The sequence below is a fragment of the Microlunatus panaciterrae genome, assembly GCF_016907535.1.
In the GTDB taxonomy this organism is placed as follows: Bacteria; Actinomycetota; Actinomycetes; order Propionibacteriales; family Propionibacteriaceae; genus Microlunatus; species Microlunatus panaciterrae.
Genome location: NZ_JAFBCF010000001.1, coordinates 3,408,212 through 3,427,570 on the forward strand (window position 1 = coordinate 3,408,212; position 19,359 = coordinate 3,427,570).

The 19,359-nt window shown below is 70.7% G+C and carries 16 protein-coding genes; 10 read left to right on the forward strand and 6 right to left on the reverse strand.

Annotation, left to right across the window (positions count from 1 at the left end):
• Complete coding sequence (thiE, locus tag JOE57_RS15555; protein ID WP_338041338.1) at positions 1-723, forward strand: thiamine phosphate synthase; 723 nt, start codon at positions 1-3, stop codon at positions 721-723.
• 173 nt (positions 724-896) lie between these two features.
• Here thiE and JOE57_RS15560 read toward each other — a convergent pair whose 3' ends face one another.
• Genes JOE57_RS15560 through JOE57_RS15575 form a run of 4 tightly spaced genes read right to left on the reverse strand, consistent with a single transcriptional unit; the run spans position 897 to position 5,147 of the window.
• Positions 897-1,640, reverse strand: coding sequence for a lipoate--protein ligase family protein (locus JOE57_RS15560; RefSeq protein WP_204919422.1), 744 nt, complete (start codon positions 1,638-1,640; stop codon positions 897-899).
• Between the two features lie 2 nt (positions 1,641-1,642).
• Positions 1,643-2,788, reverse strand: coding sequence for a MalY/PatB family protein (locus JOE57_RS15565; RefSeq protein WP_204919423.1), 1,146 nt, complete (start codon positions 2,786-2,788; stop codon positions 1,643-1,645).
• Between the two features lie 10 nt (positions 2,789-2,798).
• Positions 2,799-4,004 carry an ankyrin repeat domain-containing protein gene (locus tag JOE57_RS19245; RefSeq protein WP_204919425.1) on the reverse strand — a complete coding sequence of 402 codons (1,206 nt, stop codon included), beginning with the start codon at positions 4,002-4,004 and terminating at the stop codon, positions 2,799-2,801.
• Positions 4,005-4,016: 12 nt separating this feature from the next.
• The gene (locus JOE57_RS15575; protein ID WP_204919427.1) at positions 4,017-5,147 is read right to left on the reverse strand and encodes a polyprenyl synthetase family protein; all 1,131 of its coding nucleotides are present in this window, start codon (positions 5,145-5,147) and stop codon (positions 4,017-4,019) included.
• Between the two features lie 48 nt (positions 5,148-5,195).
• Between JOE57_RS15575 and metF the strand changes: the two genes are divergently transcribed.
• Positions 5,196-6,119, forward strand: a complete 924-nt coding sequence (gene metF, locus JOE57_RS15580) for a methylenetetrahydrofolate reductase [NAD(P)H] (protein WP_204919429.1) — start codon at positions 5,196-5,198, stop codon at positions 6,117-6,119.
• Here the strand turns inward: metF and JOE57_RS15585 are convergent.
• Both JOE57_RS15585 and JOE57_RS15590 read right to left on the reverse strand, forming a co-directional pair.
• The gene (locus tag JOE57_RS15585) at positions 6,070-8,259 is read right to left on the reverse strand and encodes a HelD family protein (protein ID WP_204919430.1); all 2,190 of its coding nucleotides are present in this window, start codon (positions 8,257-8,259) and stop codon (positions 6,070-6,072) included. The two genes, metF and JOE57_RS15585, sit on opposite strands and share 50 nt — an antisense overlap.
• Positions 8,260-8,323: 64 nt before the next feature.
• Entirely contained in the window at positions 8,324-9,808 is a 1,485-nt protein-coding gene (locus JOE57_RS15590; RefSeq protein WP_204919432.1) for an FAD-dependent oxidoreductase, read from the reverse strand.
• A 66-nt stretch (positions 9,809-9,874) separates the two neighbouring features.
• On the opposite strand from JOE57_RS15590, the gene JOE57_RS15595 reads away from it, so the two are divergent.
• The 8 genes from JOE57_RS15595 (at position 9,875) to JOE57_RS15630 (ending at position 19,358) form a co-directional block, all read left to right on the forward strand.
• A complete protein-coding gene (locus JOE57_RS15595) occupies positions 9,875-10,858 on the forward strand; it encodes a PfkB family carbohydrate kinase (RefSeq protein ID WP_204919434.1) in 984 nt (327 codons plus the stop codon).
• A 160-nt stretch (positions 10,859-11,018) separates the two neighbouring features.
• Positions 11,019-11,753, forward strand: coding sequence for a PIG-L deacetylase family protein (locus JOE57_RS15600; protein WP_204919436.1), 735 nt, complete (start codon positions 11,019-11,021; stop codon positions 11,751-11,753).
• 285 nt (positions 11,754-12,038) lie between these two features.
• Positions 12,039-12,383, forward strand: coding sequence for a DUF6504 family protein (locus JOE57_RS15605; protein ID WP_204919438.1), 345 nt, complete (start codon positions 12,039-12,041; stop codon positions 12,381-12,383).
• A gap of 11 nt (positions 12,384-12,394) precedes the next feature.
• Positions 12,395-12,853, forward strand: a complete 459-nt coding sequence (locus JOE57_RS15610) for an SAV_6107 family HEPN domain-containing protein (protein WP_204919439.1) — start codon at positions 12,395-12,397, stop codon at positions 12,851-12,853.
• Positions 12,850-16,818, forward strand: coding sequence for a DNA polymerase III subunit alpha (locus JOE57_RS15615; RefSeq protein WP_204919441.1), 3,969 nt, complete (start codon positions 12,850-12,852; stop codon positions 16,816-16,818). The genes JOE57_RS15610 and JOE57_RS15615 overlap by 4 nt, the downstream gene beginning before the upstream one ends.
• A gap of 50 nt (positions 16,819-16,868) precedes the next feature.
• The gene (locus JOE57_RS15620) at positions 16,869-17,597 is read left to right on the forward strand and encodes a methyltransferase domain-containing protein (RefSeq protein WP_204919443.1); all 729 of its coding nucleotides are present in this window, start codon (positions 16,869-16,871) and stop codon (positions 17,595-17,597) included.
• A gap of 10 nt (positions 17,598-17,607) precedes the next feature.
• Positions 17,608-18,774, forward strand: a complete 1,167-nt coding sequence (gene dinB, locus JOE57_RS15625; protein ID WP_204919445.1) for a DNA polymerase IV — start codon at positions 17,608-17,610, stop codon at positions 18,772-18,774.
• Between the two features lie 185 nt (positions 18,775-18,959).
• Positions 18,960-19,358: a DUF3040 domain-containing protein gene (locus JOE57_RS15630; RefSeq protein ID WP_204919446.1), complete on the forward strand. Its 399-nt coding sequence runs from the start codon at positions 18,960-18,962 to the stop codon at positions 19,356-19,358.
• Position 19,359: the final 1 nt, after the last annotated feature.

A 19,359-nucleotide genomic window follows, 5' to 3' on the forward strand; every position in this document is an offset into this window, starting at 1 on the left:
GTGACTGCACTGATGGGACTCGAAACCAGGCTGCGCCTCGCCCGGCTCTACCTGTGCACGGATGCGCGTGAGCGGCAGGGTGACCTGGAGGACTTCCTGCACGCCGCCTTCTCCGGTGGCGTCGACATCATCCAGATCCGGCAGAAGGGGATGGCTCCCGAGCAGGAGCTGGAGGTGCTGGGGCGCGCCCGTGAGGTCGCCTTCAACTACCAGGGCCTGGTCTGTGTCAACGACTCCGCCGAGCTGGCCGGACGGTTCTCCGCCGACCTGCTGCATCTCGGCCAGACCGACGGCGGGGCCAGGGCGGCCCGCCGACACCTGCACCGCTGGGCGCTGATCGGTCGCTCCACCCACTCTCGGCAGCAGGCCGACCAGGCCGTGGAAGACGACGACGTGAACTACTTCTGTGTCGGGCCGGTGTACGCCACCGCGACCAAGCCCGACTATCCGCCGGTCGGGCTGGACCTGGTCCGCTACGCCACCGAGGTCCAACCGCCGTGGGACGTGGCGTCCAAGCCGTGGTTCGCGATCGGGGGCGTCAACGCGGACAACCTCGACGACGTGCTCGCCGCCGGCGCGAAGCGGATCTGCGTGGTCCGTCCGATCACCGAGGCGTCCGACCCGGCGGCCGCCGCCGCCGCGCTGAAGGCTCGGCTGCGGGAGGCCTGGAACGCGGACCAGCGGATGGAGCGGTACACCTTCGCGGCCCTGGCTCGCGGATGAGCTCGTCTTCCTAGTCAGGTGCCCAAGGAATTAGCCAGGTGCCCAGGAATTAGTCAGGTGTCCAGGATTAGTCAGGACGAGTTGCCGGTCTCGAGGTCCCAGCGCACCTGAGCCCGCTCGGACCTGAGCCCCCTCGAACCTGACCCCCTCGAACCTGAGCCCGGTCGCCCGGGTCAGGCCCGGTGGTCGCCGACCAGCCCACGGGCCAGCGCGAGGGTGGTCGCTGCCGGTTCCACCGGCCGCAGGTCGTAGCGGTCGGCGTAGCCGGCGAGCACGGCTGCCTGCACATCGGCGGTGGTGACGGCGGGCACCTCGTCAGCGACCGAGCCGACCGAGGCGGCGTCGAACGGCAGGTCGAGTCGGCGGTGCACCTCGGTGAGCAGCGGCCGGAGCGCCGCAGTGCCGTCCACCACCAGCACGGCACTGAACAGCCAGGCGTCACGGACGATCCGCTGCGCGGTGCCCACCAGCTTCACCGTGCCGCGGGCGTTCACGCTATGGGCGCCGGGACAGTACTCGCCGGGCACCTCGCCGACCCTGGCGTCCACGCCGAGGCTGCGGAGAACCCTGGCGAACAGGGCACCGAAGTCGGCGAACCGCTGCTCCATCCCGCTCGGGAACCGCGACCCCCGGCCGACGTGGTCGACCACCAGCGCGGATCCGGTGTAGCCGACGACCCGGCCACCGGCTGCGCGGACGACCGGTGCGAACCCGGACCGCCGGGCCATCTCGACAGCAGCCGCAAAGCCGGCGAGCCTGGTGTCCCGGCGACCGAACGCCATCGTCGGTACCCCCGCCCGGTAGATCCGCACCGTGTCGTCCCGCTCGGCCCGGTCCACCTGGCGGAGCAGGGCCAACGCGAAGGCCATCTCCAGCGCCGGGTCGGCCGGCTGGAGGGGTCCGGACAGCAATTGCATCGTCAGCCGACCGCCGCGGCGATCCGCCGGACGGCCTCGGTCAGGATCGCCGGCGAGGTGGCCAGGTTGATCCGGGCGAACCCCTCGCCGCCACCGCCGAACGTCGGTCCCGAGTTGAGGGCCACCCGGCCGCGCTGCAGGATCAGCTCGGCCGGGTCGCCGGCCAGCTCGAGGTCGCGGAAGTCGAGCCAGCCCAGATAGCCGCCGGCCGGCGGCTGGTAGCGCACCTGCGGCAGCTCAGCGGCGAGCAGTCGAGCCAGCAGCCGGCGGTTCTGGTCCAGACCGGACACCGTCTCGGCCAGCCAGTCCCGCCCGCCGGTCAGCGCGGCCCGATGGGCGATGACGCCCAGGTGGCTCACCAGGTAGCCGACCTCGGGCGGCAGCCTTGCCAGGTCGGGCATCGCCGCCGGGCCGGCGACGGCCAGCGCCGCCTTCAACCCGGCCAGGTTCCAGGCCTTCGACGCTGAGGACAGCACGAAGGCGTCCGCGGCCGCCGGCAGGCTCAGGTACGGCACGAACGGGGTGTCGGGATAGACCAACGGGGCGTGGATCTCGTCTGCCACCACCCTGACCCCGTGGCCGGCCGCGAGCTCGGCCACCGCCTGCAGCTCGGTCCGGCTGTGCACGGTGCCGGTGGGGTTGTGCGGGCTGCAGAGCAGGTAGGCCGCGGGTCGGCCACCGGCGCGGGCCTCGCCGAAGGCACGGTCCAGCGCGACCAGGTCGATCCGGTGCCCCGCAGTCAGCCGCGCCTCACCGATCCGCCGCCCGATGCTCTCGACCAACCGGTAGAACGGGGGGTACACCGGCGGATTGACGACGACGACGTCGCCCGGACCGGTCAGCAGCTTGAGCACCTCGGCGGTCCCGGTCAGCACATCGGGCACCGTCGCCATGCTGTCCGCCGCGATCGGCCAGTCCCAGCGCCAGCCGGCGAAGTCGGCGAACGCCTCGGCGTAGCCGGTGCCGAACGGATATCCGGTGTCACCCAGGTCGAGCGCGTCGGTCAGCGCCCGGACGACAGCCGGTGCCGGCAGCAGATCCATCTCGGCCACCCAGAGCGGCAGCACGTCGGGCTCGTACAGCCGCCACTTCAGGCTGGTACGACGCCGCAGGGCCTCCAGCGAGAGCTGCTCGAACGGGTTCGGCATGCGGCGAAGACTAACGGCTGCCGAGCTTGCGCTCGGCGTCGCTCAACAGCTCGGCGATGTCCAGCTGCCCGCTGTGCCGGGCCCAGTCGGCCGGCGTCGCCCGGAACCGGTCGTCGGTCACGCTCGGGTCGGCGCCCACCTCCAGCAGCAGCCGGACCAGGTCGGTGTGGCCACCGTGGGCGGCCTCATGCAGTGCGGTGCGGCCGAACCGTTCGGGAACCCCTGGGTCGAAGCCGTAGCCGAGCAGCAGCCGGACCGGACCGGTGCGGCCGTTCTCGGCGGCCTTGGCCACGGCGGTGGGCAGCCGCTCCCGCGCCCGCCGCGGCAGGGACGGGTCGGCGGCGGCCCAGTCGGCAGCCCGCTGCTCGTCGCCGGCCAGGCACGCGCCGAGGAAGCTGTCGACCTCGTCCACCACCGAGGTGTCGGCTCCTGCCTCGGCCAGCAGCTGCGCGATCACCGGGAAGCCGGCCAGCACCGCCAGCCGATAGGGCGTCTGGTCACCGTAGTTGGGGTGGTAGCCCCGGCCGTCCGGGTCGACCTGATGCCGGAGCAGCAGCTCGACCCGGTGCTGCAGACCGTGGTCGGCCGCCCAGCGCAGCTGCTCGGTCACCATCTCGGTGGGGGAGGGATAGCGGTGCCCGAGCCGCCGGCGCCACGGGCTGTCGAGGCCGGCGCCGAGACCGAACTCGAACAGCAATTCGAGATGATCGTCGGCAGCAGAGAACATCCGGTTGTAGAGACCCTGGTTGTCGTTGGGGTCGGCGCCGGCCTCAAGCAGCAGCCGCGCCAGCCGTGCCGCGTCCGGGTGCACCGGCTGGTCCTGCTCGCCGCCGCCGAGGACACCGGTCAGCGCGGTGAACGGCGACGGCAGGTCGTTCCAGAGAAAGCCGGCGTTCGGGTCGGCGCCGGCCGCCAGCAGCAGCCGCGCAGTCTCCACGGCCGAACGGCCGGGGCCGTCACCGAGACGGCTGTAGCAGAGGTAGAGCAGCGGCTGCCAGTCGCACGGGCCGCCCGGGCGATCGGCGAGCTCCGGCTGGTCGGCGAGCAGGGTGCGGAGGCGGTGGTGGGCGCCGGTCGCCGCCATCGTGAACACGTCCGTCGCCGCCAGGTCTGGACGGTCAGCGAGCAGGCGTTGGGCGGACGCGACCCTTTCGGGTCGGTCGTCGGTATAGTCCAGGCAGCCCTCGCGAAGCAGGCGTTCGGCGAACTCGGTCACGGCGCAGCCCGCCTAGTAGTCCCGCTGGACGGCGGCCTCAGCCAGGGCCGTCAGCGCCGTACGGCCAGGGTCGGTCAGCTCGCCGGCGGCGAGAGCGGCCAGCGCGCGGTCGTGGTTGGAGCTGATCATCCGCTCCACCGCCTGCTTGGCGCCGGAGTCGGCGATCACCTGCTGCAGCCGGGCGACGCCATCGGCATCCAGCCCAGGGTCGCCGAACAGCGCGTCCAGCAGCGCCAGGCCGGCCGGCGTGGTCTGGGCATAGGTGTGCGCGACCAGCAGCGTGCGCTTGCCTTCGCGAAGATCGTCACCGGCAGGCTTCCCGGTGAGCGCCGGGTCGCCGAATACCCCGAGCAGGTCGTCGCGGAACTGGAAGGCACGGCCCAGCGGGGAGCCGTAGTCGGCGAGGGTCTGTTGGAGTCGTTCGTCGCCACCGCCCAGCGCGGCGCCGAACTGGCAGGGTCGCTGGACGGTGTAACGCGCGGACTTGTACTCGACCACCCGGTTGGCCTCGTCCAGGGCCCGCTGCCTCCCGTGGCCGTTGGTCGGCTGCGCCTGGGCCACCACGTCGAGGAACTGCCCACAGGTCACCTCGGTACGCATCGCCTCCAGCACCGGGAGTGCGCGGCCCAGCGCGACCGGGTCCAGGCCTGCCTCGTGCAGCATCTGCACCGACCACATCAGCAGCAGGTCGCCGAGCAGGATCGCCCCGGCGTGCCCGAACACCGCCGAGTCGCCGAGCCAGCCGGCCGTGGCATGCAGCCGTTCGAACTCGCGGTGCGCCGCCGGCTGACCACGCCGCAGGTCGGAGGAGTCCATCACGTCGTCGTGAACCAGCGCACTGACATGCAGCAGGTCCAGACTGGCGGCGGCCGTCAGCAACGGCCCGGGCGAGGACGACGGCAGGCCGGCGGCCGCGACCCAGCCCCAGACCGCGAAGGCGGGCCGCAACCGCTTGCCGCCGGACAGCAGCCGGCCGGCGAGGGTGTGCACCGGACCGAGCTCGTCGCCGATGGCGTCCAGCACCGGCAGCTGGCTGGCGAGGAAGGTCGCAATCGACTCCGACACCGCGGTCCGGAACGTCGGCGACACCGGATCGGACGGGTCGAGGACCCGGCTCGGAGCGTCGTTGTGATCATTGCCCACATGGTGAGCCTACGAAGTGGACCTGGGGCGCTGACCTAGGGTGTGGCTATGTCCGCTCGAACCGAGTTCTCCCGGCGCTCCCGTACGCCGACGATCGCGGACCTGCTGGAGAGCTCGACCGGCCCGCTGTTCTCGTTCGAGTTCTTCCCGCCGAAGGACGACGCTCAGCAGCGTCAGCTGTGGCAGACGGTGCGCCACCTCGAGGCGCTCGGCCCGGACTTCGTCTCGGTCACGTACGGGGCCAGCGGCTCGACCCGGGAGAGGACCATCCGGGTCACCGAGGACATCGCCCGCAACACGACCCTGCGGACCATGGCCCATCTGACCTGCGCCAGCCAGTCACGCGACCAGCTGCGCCGAGTGATCGGCTCGTACGCCGCCGCCGGCATCCGGCACGTGCTCGCGATCCGTGGCGACCCGCCCGGTGGACCGCGCGAACTATGGGTGCCGCACCCGGAGGGCCTCGACAACGCCACCCAGCTGGTGTCGCTGGTGCGCGAGCTCGGCGACTTCTGCGTCGGCGTCGCCGCCTTCCCGGACGTCCACCCCGAGCACGGCGACCCCGACCTGGACGCCCGCATCCTAGTCGACAAGGCTCGGGCCGGGGCGAGCTTCGCCATCACCCAGCTGTTCTTCGGGGCCCAGGACTACTTCGACCTGGTCGGGCGGGTGCGGGCGCTCGGCTGCGACATCCCGATCATCCCCGGCATCATGCCGGTCACCAGCCTGCCGCAGATCTCCCGGTTCGCCGAGCTCTCCGGTGCGGCGCTGCCGGCGACGGTGACCGACCGGCTGCACGAGGTCGCCGACGACGCCGACCAGGTCCGCCGGGTCGGCATCGAGATCGCCACCGAACTGTCGGAGACGCTGCTCAACGGCGGCGCCCCGGGCCTGCACTTCTTCACCCAGAACAGGTCGCTGGCTACCCGAGAGATTTACGCCAGATTGCACCAGGCGCCGCATCGACGGTGACCAGCCGTTGGGTCGGTCGGGTCAGGGCGACGTAGAGCGTCCGTACGCCACCAGGTGACTCGGCGACCACGTCATCGGGGGACACCACCACCACACCGTCGTACTCCAACCCCTTGGACTGCAGAGGGGTGACGGCCACGACCCGGGTCTGGTCGACCTGCAGACCTCCCTGCCGGAGGGCGGTGCCGACCTCGGCCAGCAGCGACGGCGGGCAGATGACCCCCACCGTGCCCTCGACCTGCCGGAGCAGCTCCCTGGCCACCTCCACCGCGGCCGCCGGCAGGCCCTCGCCGTCGGCCACCCTGAGCTCGGGCTCGATCCCGGTGGAGCGGACCGCCGTCGGCAGGTCGGCCTGCGGGTAAGCGTCCACCACGACCTGCGCAGCCAGCTCGAACACCTCGGCCGGGCTGCGGTAGTTGGTACTCATCCGGAAGTGCCGATGCGGCGCACGCCCGATGGTCTCGTTGAGGGCACGTTCGGCCTCCTCGGCGTCGGACCAGGAGCTCTGGGCCGGGTCGCCGACGATGGTCCAACTGGCCTGGGCGCCCCGACGGCGCAGCATCCGCCACTGCATCGGGGTGATGTCCTGAGCCTCGTCCACGAGGATGTGGGCGTAGGTCTGGTGTGCCTCGGCGAACGGGTCGATCTCGCGCGGGCCGGCCAGCCGATCCATCGTGGTGACGACCTCGTTGACCTCCTCGTCCGTGTCGATGAACAGCGAGATCTCGTCATCCTCCGACTCCGGAACGGCCCCCAGCCGGTCGACCAGCTCATCCAGCAGCGCCCCGTCGGCGACCGTCCAGTCCAGCTGCTGTCGGTAGCTCGCGCTGACGGCCTCCTGCTCGGCGTGTGACAGGACCGAGTCGGCGACCCTGGACATCACCTCGCGGTCGCCCAGCCGGGCGAGGGCCTGGGTGGCGCTCAGCGTCGGCCACCAGGCGTTGCGGAACATCCGGTAGGTCGCCGTGTCGGAGACCTGGTCGTCGAACTCCTCCCGCTCCAGGTCCAGGTCGGCCGGCTTCGAGCGCCAGAGCGCCTTCAGCAGGGCCGCCTCGGCGGCTTCCCGGCCCTGGTTGAGCTTGTGATGGGCGAGGACGTCCCGGCGGATCCGCTCCAGCGTGTGGCTGCCGACCCGCAGCACGTCCCCGCGCAACGTGAGCCTGAGCTCCTGCGGGGTGGAGGTGAGTGGGTCGGAGACCAGCCGTCGGAGCACCTGCACCATCCGCAGACTGCCCTTCGCCGCGGCGGCGACGGGCTCATCCACCCGTTCGCCGCGCAGCCGGACCACGTCCGAGGCCACCATCCCGATCGGTCGCAGCGTGACCGAGTCCTCGCCCAGGGACGGCAGCACCCGCTCGATGTAGTTCATGAACACCAGTGAGGGGCCGACGACGAGCACGCCGCCGTTCTCGAACCGTCGCCGGTGCGAGTAGAGCAGGTAGGCCGCCCGGTGCAGGGCGACCACGGTCTTCCCGGTGCCCGGGCCGCCGGAGATGGTGGTGACACCCTGGTAGGGCGCCCGGATGGCCTCGTCCTGCTCAGCCTGGATGGTGGCGACGATGTCGCGCATGGTGTGGCCGCGGGCCCTGGTCAGGGCCGCCATCAACGCACCCTCGCCGATCACCACCAGCTCGGAGCCTGCGCTCTCACCGTCGAGCAGGTCGTCCTCGACGCCGATCACCCGGTCGCCCCGGCAGCGCAACACCCGCCGTCGGACCACGTCCATCGGGTTGGTCGGGGTGGCCCGGTAGAAGGGCTCGGCGGCCCGTGCCCGCCAGTCGATCACCAGCGGCTCGTAGTCGCCGTCGCGGACGCCGATCCGGCCGACATAGCGGATCTCGCCGGTGGTGTGGTCCAGCCGGCCGAAGACCAGGCCCTCGTGCTCGGCGTCCAGGACGGCGAGGCGCTTGGCGGACTGGAAGGCGAAAACGTCACGCTCGTACAGCCCGGTGCCGTCCTCCTCCCGGACGAAGTCGGCGCGGTCGGACTGGAACAGCGAGCGGCCCTCGCTGGCGACCTGCCTGGCTGACCGGGTCGCCTCCGCCAGACGCGTATAGACCAGGTCGACGTGAGCCTGCTCGATGGCGATCTCTTGTTCCAACGCGGTGGTCGGCTGAGCCGGCGATTTCGGAGAAGTCAAGAAGAGTGATCCTTACCCCAGAAAAGTGAACATCTGAGTTTACTCGGTATTCGCCAGGTCTTCCTCATCCGAGGAGATCGTGGCAGCCGTACGAGGCCAGCGCGCCGGACAGCAGGGTCTGGGAGAGCCCCGCGCCGCCGCGGGAGAAGGGCCCGGCCAGGAACAGCCCGGGAACGCTGGTGGTGACTGGAGGGCGGTGGAGCCAGCTGCGGAAGCCGTTCCAGGCCACCCCGGCGCCGGGTCGCGCGGTGCTGACGCGGTGGTCGTGGCTGCTGCGGACGGTGCCGGTGCCCACCGGGCGGTCGAAGGTCACCACCGGGACGCCGCTGCCGTCATAGCTGATCGTCTCGGTCACCTCGGTGCAGCCGTCGGCAAGCAGCTCGTGTCGGACCGAGGGGTGGCGCGCCGGTGACAGCCGGTTCACCGCTCGCCGCAGCGCAACGGCCGAGCGGTCCAGCAGGGCGTTCGCGAGCAGCACGTTGCAGCTCTGCCACGGGTCGGCGGTGCAGATCACCGCCGCACCGTCGACCAGATCACCGTCGGCCGTGGTCACGCCCACGGCCCGTCCGGTGTCGTCCACCCTGATCCGCAGCACCGGGGTCTCCAGTCGGACCGGCACTCGCCGCAACCGCAGCCGCTCGGCCAGCAGCTCGACCAGAGTCGAGGTCCGGCCCTGCTCGGTGGGGGTGACGACGGTCCAGCGGCCGAACCGCCGCTCGACCGACAGCTGCACAGCGCAGAAGGCCGGTGTCCGCCCGGGCGGCGAACCCAGCCGGTAGGCGACCCCGCGGATGATGTCGGCCAGGTGCGGCTCGCCGATGCCGCGGGCCAGCGTCTCCACACTGTGCCGGGGTCTCAGCAGCTTCCTCGGCACCGCCCTCAGCTGGTCGCGGTCGCGCAGCTCCGACTCCAGGCCCAGCGGTCGCAGCGCCTGCCAGACGTCATCGAGGTGGTCCACGAAACCGCGCCAACGCTCCGCGACCGGCCGCCCGTAGGCCTCGCCGAGCGCCTCGAGCTGGTCGCCCCGGTCGGTCGGCAGCACCAGCTCGGTGCCGTCGGCGAACCGGTGCCGGGCGGGTGCGGCCGGGACCAGGTCCATCCCGGCCCGAGCCATCTCCGCATCCATCGGCCGGCCGCTCTTGCGGAAGAGGTCACGCCAAGGCGCCGGGAACCCGATCACCGCCGGCGCTGCGTCCACCAGCACCTCACCCCCGGGCCTTGACCCTGGCTCGCCGTGCCCTGAGCCTTGCGCTACGCGCCCTGAGCCTTGCGCCACGTGCCCTGAGCCTTGCGCCACGTGCCCTGAGCCTTGCGCCACGTGCCCTGAGCCTTGCGCCACGTGCCCTGAGCCTTGCGCCACGTGCCCTGAGCCTTGCGCTACGCGCCCTGAGCCTGTCGAAGGGCGCAGCACCTCGGCCGCGTACATCCCACCCACCCGGTCTCGGGCCTCGAACACCTCGACCCGGTGACCGGCCTTGGCCAGCCGCGCGGCGGCCGCCATCCCGGCCAGGCCGGCACCGATCACCAGCACCCGGCGGTCGTCTCCCATGGGGCGAGCGTAGGGGACCCGAGCGGCGTTCAGCGGCCCGGTCGCAGCGCAGCTAGGCTCTCAGACGTGCATATTGCGGTGACCGGCTCGATTGCCATGGACCATCTGATGACCTTCCCGGGTCGTTTCTCGGAGTCGCTGGTGGTCGAACACCTGGACAAGGTGTCGCTGTCGTTCCTGGTCGAGGAGCTGCAGATCAGGCGCGGCGGCATCGCGCCCAACATCTCGTTCGGGCTGGCCGCGCTGGGGCTCGACCCGCTGCTGGTCGGCTCGGTCGGCGAGGACTTCCGGGAATACCGCGCCTGGCTGGACCGTCACGGCGTACTCACCTGGCCGGTGCACGTCTCGGAGACGGCCCACACTGCCCGGTTCGTCTGCACCACCGACGCCGACCATGCCCAGATCGCCTCGTTCTATACCGGGGCGATGGCCGAGGCCAGGCAGATCGAGCTGACCCCGATAGCGGAGAAGGTCGGTCGGCTGGACCTGGTGGTGATCTCCCCGAACGACCCTGAGGCGATGCAACGGCACACCGAGGAGTGCCGCATCCGCGGGTACGAGTTCGTCGCCGACCCGTCGCAGCAGATGGCCTGGATGAACGGTGACGAGATCAGGCGGCTGATCGAAGGGGCGGCCTATCTGTTCTCCAACGAGTACGAGGACTCGTTGATCAGCCAGAAGACCGGCTGGAGCCACCAGGAGATCCTCGAGCGGGTGGGGGTGCGGGTGATCACCCGCGGCCGGCACGGTGCCACCGTCGAGATCAAGGGCGAGGACCGGGTCGACGTGCCGATCGCACCGGAGACGGCGCGGGTCGACCCCACCGGTGTCGGCGACGCGTTCCGCGCAGGGTTCGTGGCCGGGCTGGCCTGGGGCGTCAGCATGGAGCGGTGTGCGCAGATCGGCTCGCTGCTGTCCAGCTATGTGATCGCCATCGTCGGAACTCAGGAATACCGCTTCAACGGCAGTTTCCTGCCGCGCTTCGCTGCGGCGTTCGGTGACGACGCGGCGGCCGACATCGAGCCACATCTGAAGGGCATCCGGCTCTAGAGATCTGACAGGAATCGACCACTCGATCGCGCGGCGGATCCGGCGGCACGCTCAAGAGTGGCCTGTCAAAGAGGGTGGCGAGGAACGAGTGGTCGATTCCTGTCAGTGGGGAGCGGACTCGGGCAGAGCCGCCCCTGGTGCTGTCCCTTACGCTGAGGTCATGACCGAGTTGCAGCAGCTGGACGAGTCATGGACCACGGCGCTGGCGGTGGTGGCGCACCCGGATGACCTCGAGTTCGGCGCGGCCGCGGCGATCGCCCGCTGGACCGGCCAGGGCAAGTCGATCAACTACTGCATGGTGACCAGTGGGGAGGCCGGGATCGACGGGCTCGACCCGATCGAGGCGAAGGTGGTCCGGGAGGCCGAGCAGGTCGAGTCGGCGCGCATCGTCGGGGTGGACCGGGTGGACTTCCTCGGGTTGCCGGACGGGATCCTGGAGTACGGGGTGGGGTTGCGCCGCGTCATCTGCGAGACGGTGCGCCGGCACCGCCCGGAGATCGTCATCACCGGGAACTTCCGCGACCACTGGGGTGGCCGGTCGCTCAACCAGGCCGACCACATCGCCGTCGGCCGGGCGACTCTGGACGCGGTCCGCGATGCCGGCAACCGGTGGATCTTCCCCGAGCAGGTCGAGCAGGGACTGCAGACCTGGGGCGGGGTCAGGGAGGTCTGGGCGGCCGGTTCGCCGATGGCCGAGCATGCGGTCGACATCACCGCGACCTTCGACGCCGGGGTCGCCTCGCTGAAGGCGCACCGGGCCTACATCGACGGACTGGGCTGGGAGAACTTCGACGCCGGGGAGTTCCTGGAGAGCGGCGCCCGGCAGGCGGGCACCCGGTTCGGAGTTCCGCTGGCGACCACCTTCGAGGTGTTCCGGATGGGTTGGGGCGACTGACATCAGCGGTCCCGGCTGCGGCACTTGACGAACTGTCAGTGACCCGGTGTACCGTAGTTCTTGTTCGAACAGATGTTCGATATCAGGCACTTGGGGAAGGGCCGGATAGCCGACTCGTTCGATCTGCCAGCTCAGTTGCTGGCGATGCACGTGTTCGCGGCACGCGCATGGGCTCGCCTCGGCACGGATGGACTCGACCCCCGTCCGTGCCGGGGTGCCCCAGTCCCTGACTGCTGTCAGGGAGGGGTCGAGAAGTGAGATCTGCTCGGCCTAAGGGAAGAAGACATGCGTTCATACAACGATCCGATCGAGGTCCGGCGGGGTCTGGTCTGCGGACTCGAAGCCCCTGCCCAGTTCCTGTGGCGGAACCGCCTGTGGGTGGTACGCGACGTGCAGAACCGGTGGGTGGAGACGGGCGCCTGGTGGGACGGCCCCTCGGCCCGGGCCCTGCGTGGCACCGACTCCCGGTCCGGTCGCGGCGACGCCGAGGAGGTGGAGGCCGACCTGCTGGCCGAGGAGGAGGTCTGGCGGGTCGTGGCCGCCAACGGCCGGGCCGGGCATCAGGGCGTCTACGAGCTGTCCCACGTCTGGGGCACCGGTCAGTGGCGGCTCCGTACGGTGATGGACTGAGGTTGACGACCGTGGCTGAACCGCATCCGGAGTCCGCTCCGCAACATTCGACCCCGCTCGGCAACCAGCTTCGCGCGGACCTGAACCGGGCCCGGTCGGCACTGATCGAGGCAGAGCTGGCTCGACACCCGAGTGAGAGGTTCCTGGCAGCCCACATGGCCGCCCTCCGCATCGCCGCCGTCGTGCTGGCGCTTCGTGCCACCCGCACCAGCAGGAACAGCGGCCGGCCACGCAACGCCTGGCGGGTGCTGGCGGAGGTGGCTCCTGAGTACGGCGAGTGGGCCGCGTTCTTCGCCGCCACCGAAGGCAAGCGTGACGCCGTCCGGGCCGGTGCGACAGCGATCGTGACCGGTCGCGAGGCGGATGACCTGGTCCGTGACGCCCAGATCTTTCTCGGGCTGGTGGAGCGGCGTCTTGATCATCATCGTGGTCTTGATCATCATCGCGACTCGAGAGCAGGCCGGCCATGACCGACCCGTTCGTCCATCTGCGGGTCGCCTCCGGCTACTCCCTGCGCTACGGCGCATCGCATCCGTCCACCCTGGTGGAACGCGCCGCCGAGTACGACATGGACACCCTGGCCCTGACCGACCGGGACGGCCTCTACGGCGCGGTCCGGTTCGCGAAAGCCTGTCTGCGCACCGGCATAGCTCCGGTGCTCGGTGTCGACCTCGCCGTGCCCTTCCTGTTCGACCGGCTCGCCGGTGGGCGGAGATCAGCCCGAGCGACTTCTCGGACGCCCACCCGTGGCGGTGCGGTCCGCGACCAGCGGCTGCCGCGGGTGGTGGTGCTGGCCACCTCCAAGGCCGGCTGGGCCTCGCTCTGCCGGCTCGTCTCGACCACCCATCTGTCCGGCCACCGGGGGGAACCGGTCAGCAGTCTGGACCTCATCGCCGACCATGCCGCCGACGGTCAGCTGATGATCATGCTCGGGGCCGACTCCGAGCTCGGCGAGGCCGCCTCGGCCAACCAGCCCGGACTGGCCGAGGAGGTGCTGCACCGGTGGCAGGAACGGGTCGACCTCCAGCAGCTGGCGGTCGCGGTCACCCACTACCGCAACCCTGGTGACGGGTTCGGCTCGCTCACCCAGGCCGCCCGGATGCTGGGGCTCGCCGACCGGCAGGGCATCTCGGCAGTGCTGACCAACGCGGTCCGGATGAGCGACCGGCACCTGGCTCCGACGGTGGACGTGCTGGACTCGGCCCGCCGGCTGGTGGCCCTGGACACCCGCAACGTCGACCGGCGCAACGCTGAGGGCTATCTCAAGTCCGGCAAGGAGATGGCCGAGATCGCCGACGAGGTGGCCAGGCAGGCCGGCCGAGGGGAGAACGGTGGCACCCGGCTGCTGGCCCAGACCCGTGCCCTCGCCACCCGATGTGCCCTGGACCCGCGTCGTGACCTCGGTCTGGGGGAGATCCACCTCCCGGAGCTGTCGGTACTGAACCGGTCTGGCCTGGACCGGTCTGGCCTGAACCGGTCTGGCCTGAACCGGTCTGGCCTGAACCGGTCTGGCACGCCCGCCGCCGACGCGTTGGCGATCCTGCGGCAACGTTGCAGTGACGGTGTCGCCCGCCGTTACGGCGCGGCCGGGCCGACCGAGATGGGCCGGATCGAGGCTCGGCTGGCAGCGGAGCTGGAGGTGGTGGCCGGGCTCGGGTTCGCGCCGTACTTCCTCACCGTGGCCGATGTCGTCGGCCTGATCAAGGAGATGGGAGTGCGGTGCGCCGCCCGCGGGTCGGGCGCCGGCAGCCTGGTCAACTACCTGCTCGGCATCTCCGGGGTCGACCCGTTGCGGCACGGACTGGTGATGGAGCGGTTCCTGTCGCCGTTGCGGCGGGCGCTCCCCGATGTCGACATCGACGTCGAGTCCGCCCGCAGGCTGGACGTCTACGAGAAGATCCTGGACACCTTCGGCGGTGAGCGGGTGGCCTGTGTGGCCATGCTGGACACCTACCGGGTGCGGCATGCCGTCCGTGATGTCGGTGCCGCGCTCAGCCTGCCGCCGGGGGAGGTCGACGCGATCGCGAAGGCCTTCCCGCACATCCGGGCCAGGGATGCCCGGTCTGCGCTACGTGACCTGCCGGAGCTGCGTGCTGCCGGGCTGGGGGAGCGTCGGCTCGACCTGCTGTTCAGCCTGGTCGAGTCGCTCGACGGGCTGCCCCGCCACATCGCCCTGCATCCCTGCGGGGTGCTGCTCAGCGACGCGACCCTGCTGGACCGGACCCCGGTGGAGGCCAGCCACGGCGGGTTCCCGATGAGCCAGTTCGACAAGGACGATGTCGAGGACCTCGGGCTGCTGAAGCTCGACGTGCTGGGCATCCGGATGCAGTCGTCGATGGCCCATGCGATCAGCGAGATCAAGCGGACCGAGGCCATCGAGGTCGATGTGGACGGGCTGGAGCTCGACGACCAGGACACGTTCGCCATGATCAAGAACGCGGCGACGTTGGGCTGCTTCCAGATCGAGTCGCCCGGTCAGCGCGAGCTGGTCGGCAAGTTCGCCCCGGAGACGTTCAATGACATCATCATCGACATCTCCCTGTTCCGGCCCGGGCCGGTCAAGAGCGACATGATCACCCCTTTCCTCCGGGCCAGGCAAGGGTGGAGCCTTCCGCAGTTCCTGCACCCCGATCTGGAGGAGCACCTGCGCGAGACCGCCGGGGTGGTGGTCTTCCACGAGCAGGTGCTGCAGATCATCGCCACTTTCACCGGCTGCTCGCTGGCCGAGGCCGACGAGGCCCGGCGCGGGCTGGGGGACCACCTCGGCAAGGACGAGGTGAAGGCCTGGCTGGTTCCGGCCGCCCGCCGACGGGGCTACCCCGAGTCGGTGATCGACCAGGTGTGGGAGGTGCTGGAGGCCTTCGCCTCCTTCGGGTTCTGCAAGGCGCATGCGGCCGCGTTCGCCCTGCCGACCTACCAGTCGGCCTGGCTGAAGGCGCACTATCCGGCGCACTTCCTGGCCGGGGTGCTGACCCACGATCCCGGCATGTACCCGAAGCGGCTGATCATCGAAGAGGCCCGGCGGCTCGGTGTCGCGATCCTCAGCCTCGACGTCAACGCCAGCACCGGTGCCTACACCGTCGAACGGGTGGGCCGATATGACGAGCCGCCACCGACCGTGCTCGGGCTGCCGCCCAGGCTGGCCCCCGGTGCCGGGCTGCCCGACGGCCGTGACTTCGGCATCCGGCTGTCGCTGGCCGATGTGAAGGGCATCAACGAGACCGAGATCGAACGGATCGTGGCCGGCCGGCCCTACCACTCGTTGTCGGACTTCTGGTTCAGGTCCTCCGTCTCGCATCCGGTGGTGGAGCGGCTGGTGCTGGCCGGCGGCTTCGACTCGATCTACGGCATCGGGGTCTCCACCCCGGTCCGGCGGCGCAACCGGGTCACCCGGCGGGACCTGCTGCTGGCCGTGGCCGACCTGCAACGTGAGGAGCAGGCGGCCGCCCGGGCCGCCTCAAAGGCCCGTGGGCTGCGGCGGACCAGCTCGACCCGGCCATCCAGCACCGGCACCGATCCGCGGGATCTCGCCAAGGCCCAGTCGGCCGCCACCGCCCCGGTCCGGGCGCAGTCGGTCCAGTTGGCCTTCGACTTCACCGAGGAGCCCGACCTGGAGACACCCGAACAGGCGACGCCGGCACCACCGGCGTCCGACCTGGTCTGCTCGGGGCTGCCCGAGATGTCCGATGCCGAACGGGTCCGGGCCGAGCTGAGCATTCTCGGCCTGGATGCGAGCCGGCACGTGGTCGACTTCTACCTGCCGATGATGAAACAGCTGGGCATCACCTTCTCGGCCGACCTGCTGTCGGCCCGCAGCCGATCCGAGCTGCTGGTGGCCGGCGTCAAGGTGGCGACCCAGACGCCGCCGGTGCGGTCCGGCCGCAGGGTGGTGTTCCTCACCCTGGACGACACCACCGGGCCGGTGGATGCCACCTTCTTCGAAGACGCCCAGGGTCCGTATGCGGCGACCCTGTTCGCCTCCTGGATGCTGGTCGTCCGGGGCGAGCTGCGGCGGACCGGACCACGCGGGGTGTCGCTGCGGGCCACCGGCTGCTGGGACCTGAACGCCCTGCACAGCTGCTGGCGGGCGACCCTGGACCAGACCGGTGATGCGGGCCGCGCGATCGAGGCCGTGCACGAGCTGATGGCACTGCCGCCCGAGGGGTTCGGCCCGGCCGACGCCCGCCCGGCCGACGGCGCCCGGCCAGCCGATGAGGAGCTGGTCGGCCCCGGGGGTGCCACCACCCTTCCCGCTGTCGCGGATGGGGACGCCCAGCAGCACACCCGTGGCGGGGGCATGGGCAGGCGACGGGTGCTGGTGCACGCCAGCGGTTTCCGGCAGTCCCCGTACGCCGACATCAAGCCGGCCGACAGCACTATCACCGACCCACCACGCAAGGTCTGGCACACCAGCCCAGGGAGCTCAGGACGATGACTGCACTAGGCTTCTGCACACGTCTGCTGATCGAGAGAAGGAGAACGCCGATGGCCGGGCCACGACGGCGCCGATCCGTCTCCCAGGCGTACCTGCTCGATCTGCTGACCAGCCAGCTCGAGGGCTGGCAGGCCAGCACCGGCACCGGTGTCTGCGATGTGGTGGACGTCGGCGGCGGCACCGGCGGCCTCGCCATCGCCCTCGCCCGGCTCGGCCACTCGGTGACCGTCATCGACCCCAGCCCGGATGCCCTCGCCTCACTGGAGCGCCGCACCGCCGAGTCGGCGGCCACCGGTCGCATCCGCGGTGTCCAGGGCGATGCCGGCAACGTGGTCGACCTGATCGGTGTCGGCGGCGCTGATCTCGTGGTCTGCCACCGGGTCCTGGAAGTGGTCGACTCGCCGGTCGATGCGCTGGCCGCCATGGCCTTGGTGCTGCGTCCCGGCGGAGCGCTCAGTCTGCTGGTGTCCCAGCGGCATGCGGTGGTCCTCAGCCAGGCACTGGCCGGCCACCTCGCCTCGGCCCGGCGGGTGTTCGCCGACGCCTCCCGGTTCGACGTGGACCGGGTCACCGACTTGGTGCAGGCGGCCGGGTTCGTCAACCTGAGCCTGCACGGCATCGGCGCCATCGCCGACCATGTGCCGGAGGCCCTGGTCGAATCCGAGACGGGCGCCTATGACGAGCTGTACGCGCTCGAGGCGGAGATCAGCCAGGACCCGGCGTTCCGGGCGATGGCCCCACTGGTGCATGTCTTTGCCCAGACCCCCTCCGCCGGCTAGGACCGCCGACATGAGCATCATCATGCACATCGACATGGATGCCTTCTACGCCTCGGTGGAGCTGCGGCGCCGTCCCGAGCTGAAGGGCAAGCCGGTCATGGTCGGTGGCTCCACCCGTGGGGTGGTGCTGTCGGCGACCTACCCGGCCCGGGAGCGGGGGGTGCGCTCGGGGATGCCGATGACGCAGGCCCGCCGGCTGTGCCCGAAGGCGATCATCATCCAGCCGGACTTCGACACCTACGCCGAGGTCTCCAAAGCCATCGTCGTCATCTTCGAGTCGGTGACCGCCGTGGTCGAGTCGGCGTCCATCGACGAGGCGTTCCTCGACATCACCGGCTCGGTCCGGCAGCTCGGACCGCCCAGCGCGATCGGTGAGTACCTACGGGCGGTCGTTGCCGACGAACAGCAGATCACCTGCTCGGTCGGCATCGGCCCCACCAAGTTCATCGCCAAGCTCGCCTCGCAGGCGGCCAAGCCCGACGGGCTGCGCGAGGTGCCGGCCGACGACGTCATCTCCTTCCTGCACCCGCTGCCGGTCGAGGCCATGTGGGGGGTGGGGGAGTCGACCAGCGAGAAGCTCCACCGGCTCGGGTTGTTCACCGTGGCTGAGCTGGCCCACACATCCAGGAGCACCCTGCAGCGAGCCTTCGGCGTACACCAGGGTGCGCTGCTGTCCGACCTGGCCTGGGGTCGCGACCACCGCGGCGTGGTCGCCAGGGCGCCGGAGCGCAGCGTCGGCTCGGAGGAGACCTTCGGCAAGGACACCGACGACCCGGAGGTGGTCAAGCGCGAGCTGCTGCGGATGTCCGCCAGGACGGCCTACCGGCTCCGGAAGGCGCGGATGATGGGTCGCACCATCTCCATCTCGATCCGGTTCGCCGACTTCACCTCCCTCACCCGGTCGGTGACCGTCACCAGCCCGACCGATGTCACCGACGAGATCCACCATCACGCCGTCGCCCTGTATGAGAAGCTCGGCCTGCAGCGGGCCAGGATCCGGCGGGTCGGTGTCCGGGTGGAGGGACTGGTCGAGGCGGAGCGGGCCTACCGGCAACCCGAGCTGACCGAACCCGACAAGGGTTGGCGGGAGGCGGAGCAGGCGATGGACGCGGCGATTCGCAAGTTCGGCCCGGCGGCGGTGCAACGGGCCGCGCTGACCAGGCGGGCACGCGGATAACGGATCGGCACACTTTTGCCGGGCCCGGTCACTGTTTTGCCTGATGGGTTTCCCTTCACCCCTCTGCCGCCTAGACTGGTCGCAGATCCACTCAAGAGGAGTGGATCGGTCGTTGCGTCACCTCTCTGCCTCACCGGTGAACAAGCACGACGGACCGGGCTCGACGAGAATGCGGGAGGTGGCCCATGGCCCTCTCAGAGGAAGAGCAGCGGCTCCTCGCACAGATGGAAGCTGCTCTTGCTGCGGAAGATCCGAAGCTGGTCAATACGCTTCGGGGCACCGGGGTGCGCAGGGTGCACCGCCGACGTGCCGCACTGGCCGGTGTGGCGTTCTTCGCCGGGCTTGCGCTGCTGATCGCCGGGATGTCGACCTACCTGTTCCTCAGCGTGCTCGGGTTCGTCCTGATGGTCGCCGCAGCAGTCACCGCGATCTACTCCTGGCAACATGTCACCGGCGGCGGTTCCGACCATGAGTCGACCCCGGACCGTCTCAAGACACCGCATTCGGGCTCGGACGACTCCCAGGGCTTCATGGACAAGATGGAGGAGCGCTGGCGTCGCCGGCGCGACGAGTCCGGCTTCTGAG

What these genes read in the sequence shown, in the direction of transcription:
- JOE57_RS15565 (WP_204919423.1), bottom strand. Translation starts at nt 2,788, where the DNA reads ATGCCGAACCCGTTCGAGCAGCTCTCGCTGGAGGCCCTGCGGCGTCGT.
- dinB (WP_204919445.1), top strand. Translation starts at nt 17,608, where the DNA reads ATGAGCATCATCATGCACATCGACATGGATGCCTTCTACGCCTCGGTG.
- JOE57_RS15620 (WP_204919443.1), top strand. Translation starts at nt 16,869, where the DNA reads ATGGCCGGGCCACGACGGCGCCGATCCGTCTCCCAGGCGTACCTGCTC.
- metF (WP_204919429.1), top strand. Translation starts at nt 5,196, where the DNA reads ATGTCCGCTCGAACCGAGTTCTCCCGGCGCTCCCGTACGCCGACGATC.
- JOE57_RS15600 (WP_204919436.1), top strand. Translation starts at nt 11,019, where the DNA reads ATGACCGAGTTGCAGCAGCTGGACGAGTCATGGACCACGGCGCTGGCG.
- JOE57_RS15590 (WP_204919432.1), bottom strand. Translation starts at nt 9,808, where the DNA reads ATGGGAGACGACCGCCGGGTGCTGGTGATCGGTGCCGGCCTGGCCGGG.
- JOE57_RS15605 (WP_204919438.1), top strand. Translation starts at nt 12,039, where the DNA reads ATGCGTTCATACAACGATCCGATCGAGGTCCGGCGGGGTCTGGTCTGC.
- JOE57_RS15560 (WP_204919422.1), bottom strand. Translation starts at nt 1,640, where the DNA reads ATGCAATTGCTGTCCGGACCCCTCCAGCCGGCCGACCCGGCGCTGGAG.
- JOE57_RS15630 (WP_204919446.1), top strand. Translation starts at nt 18,960, where the DNA reads ATGGCCCTCTCAGAGGAAGAGCAGCGGCTCCTCGCACAGATGGAAGCT.
- JOE57_RS15615 (WP_204919441.1), top strand. Translation starts at nt 12,850, where the DNA reads ATGACCGACCCGTTCGTCCATCTGCGGGTCGCCTCCGGCTACTCCCTG.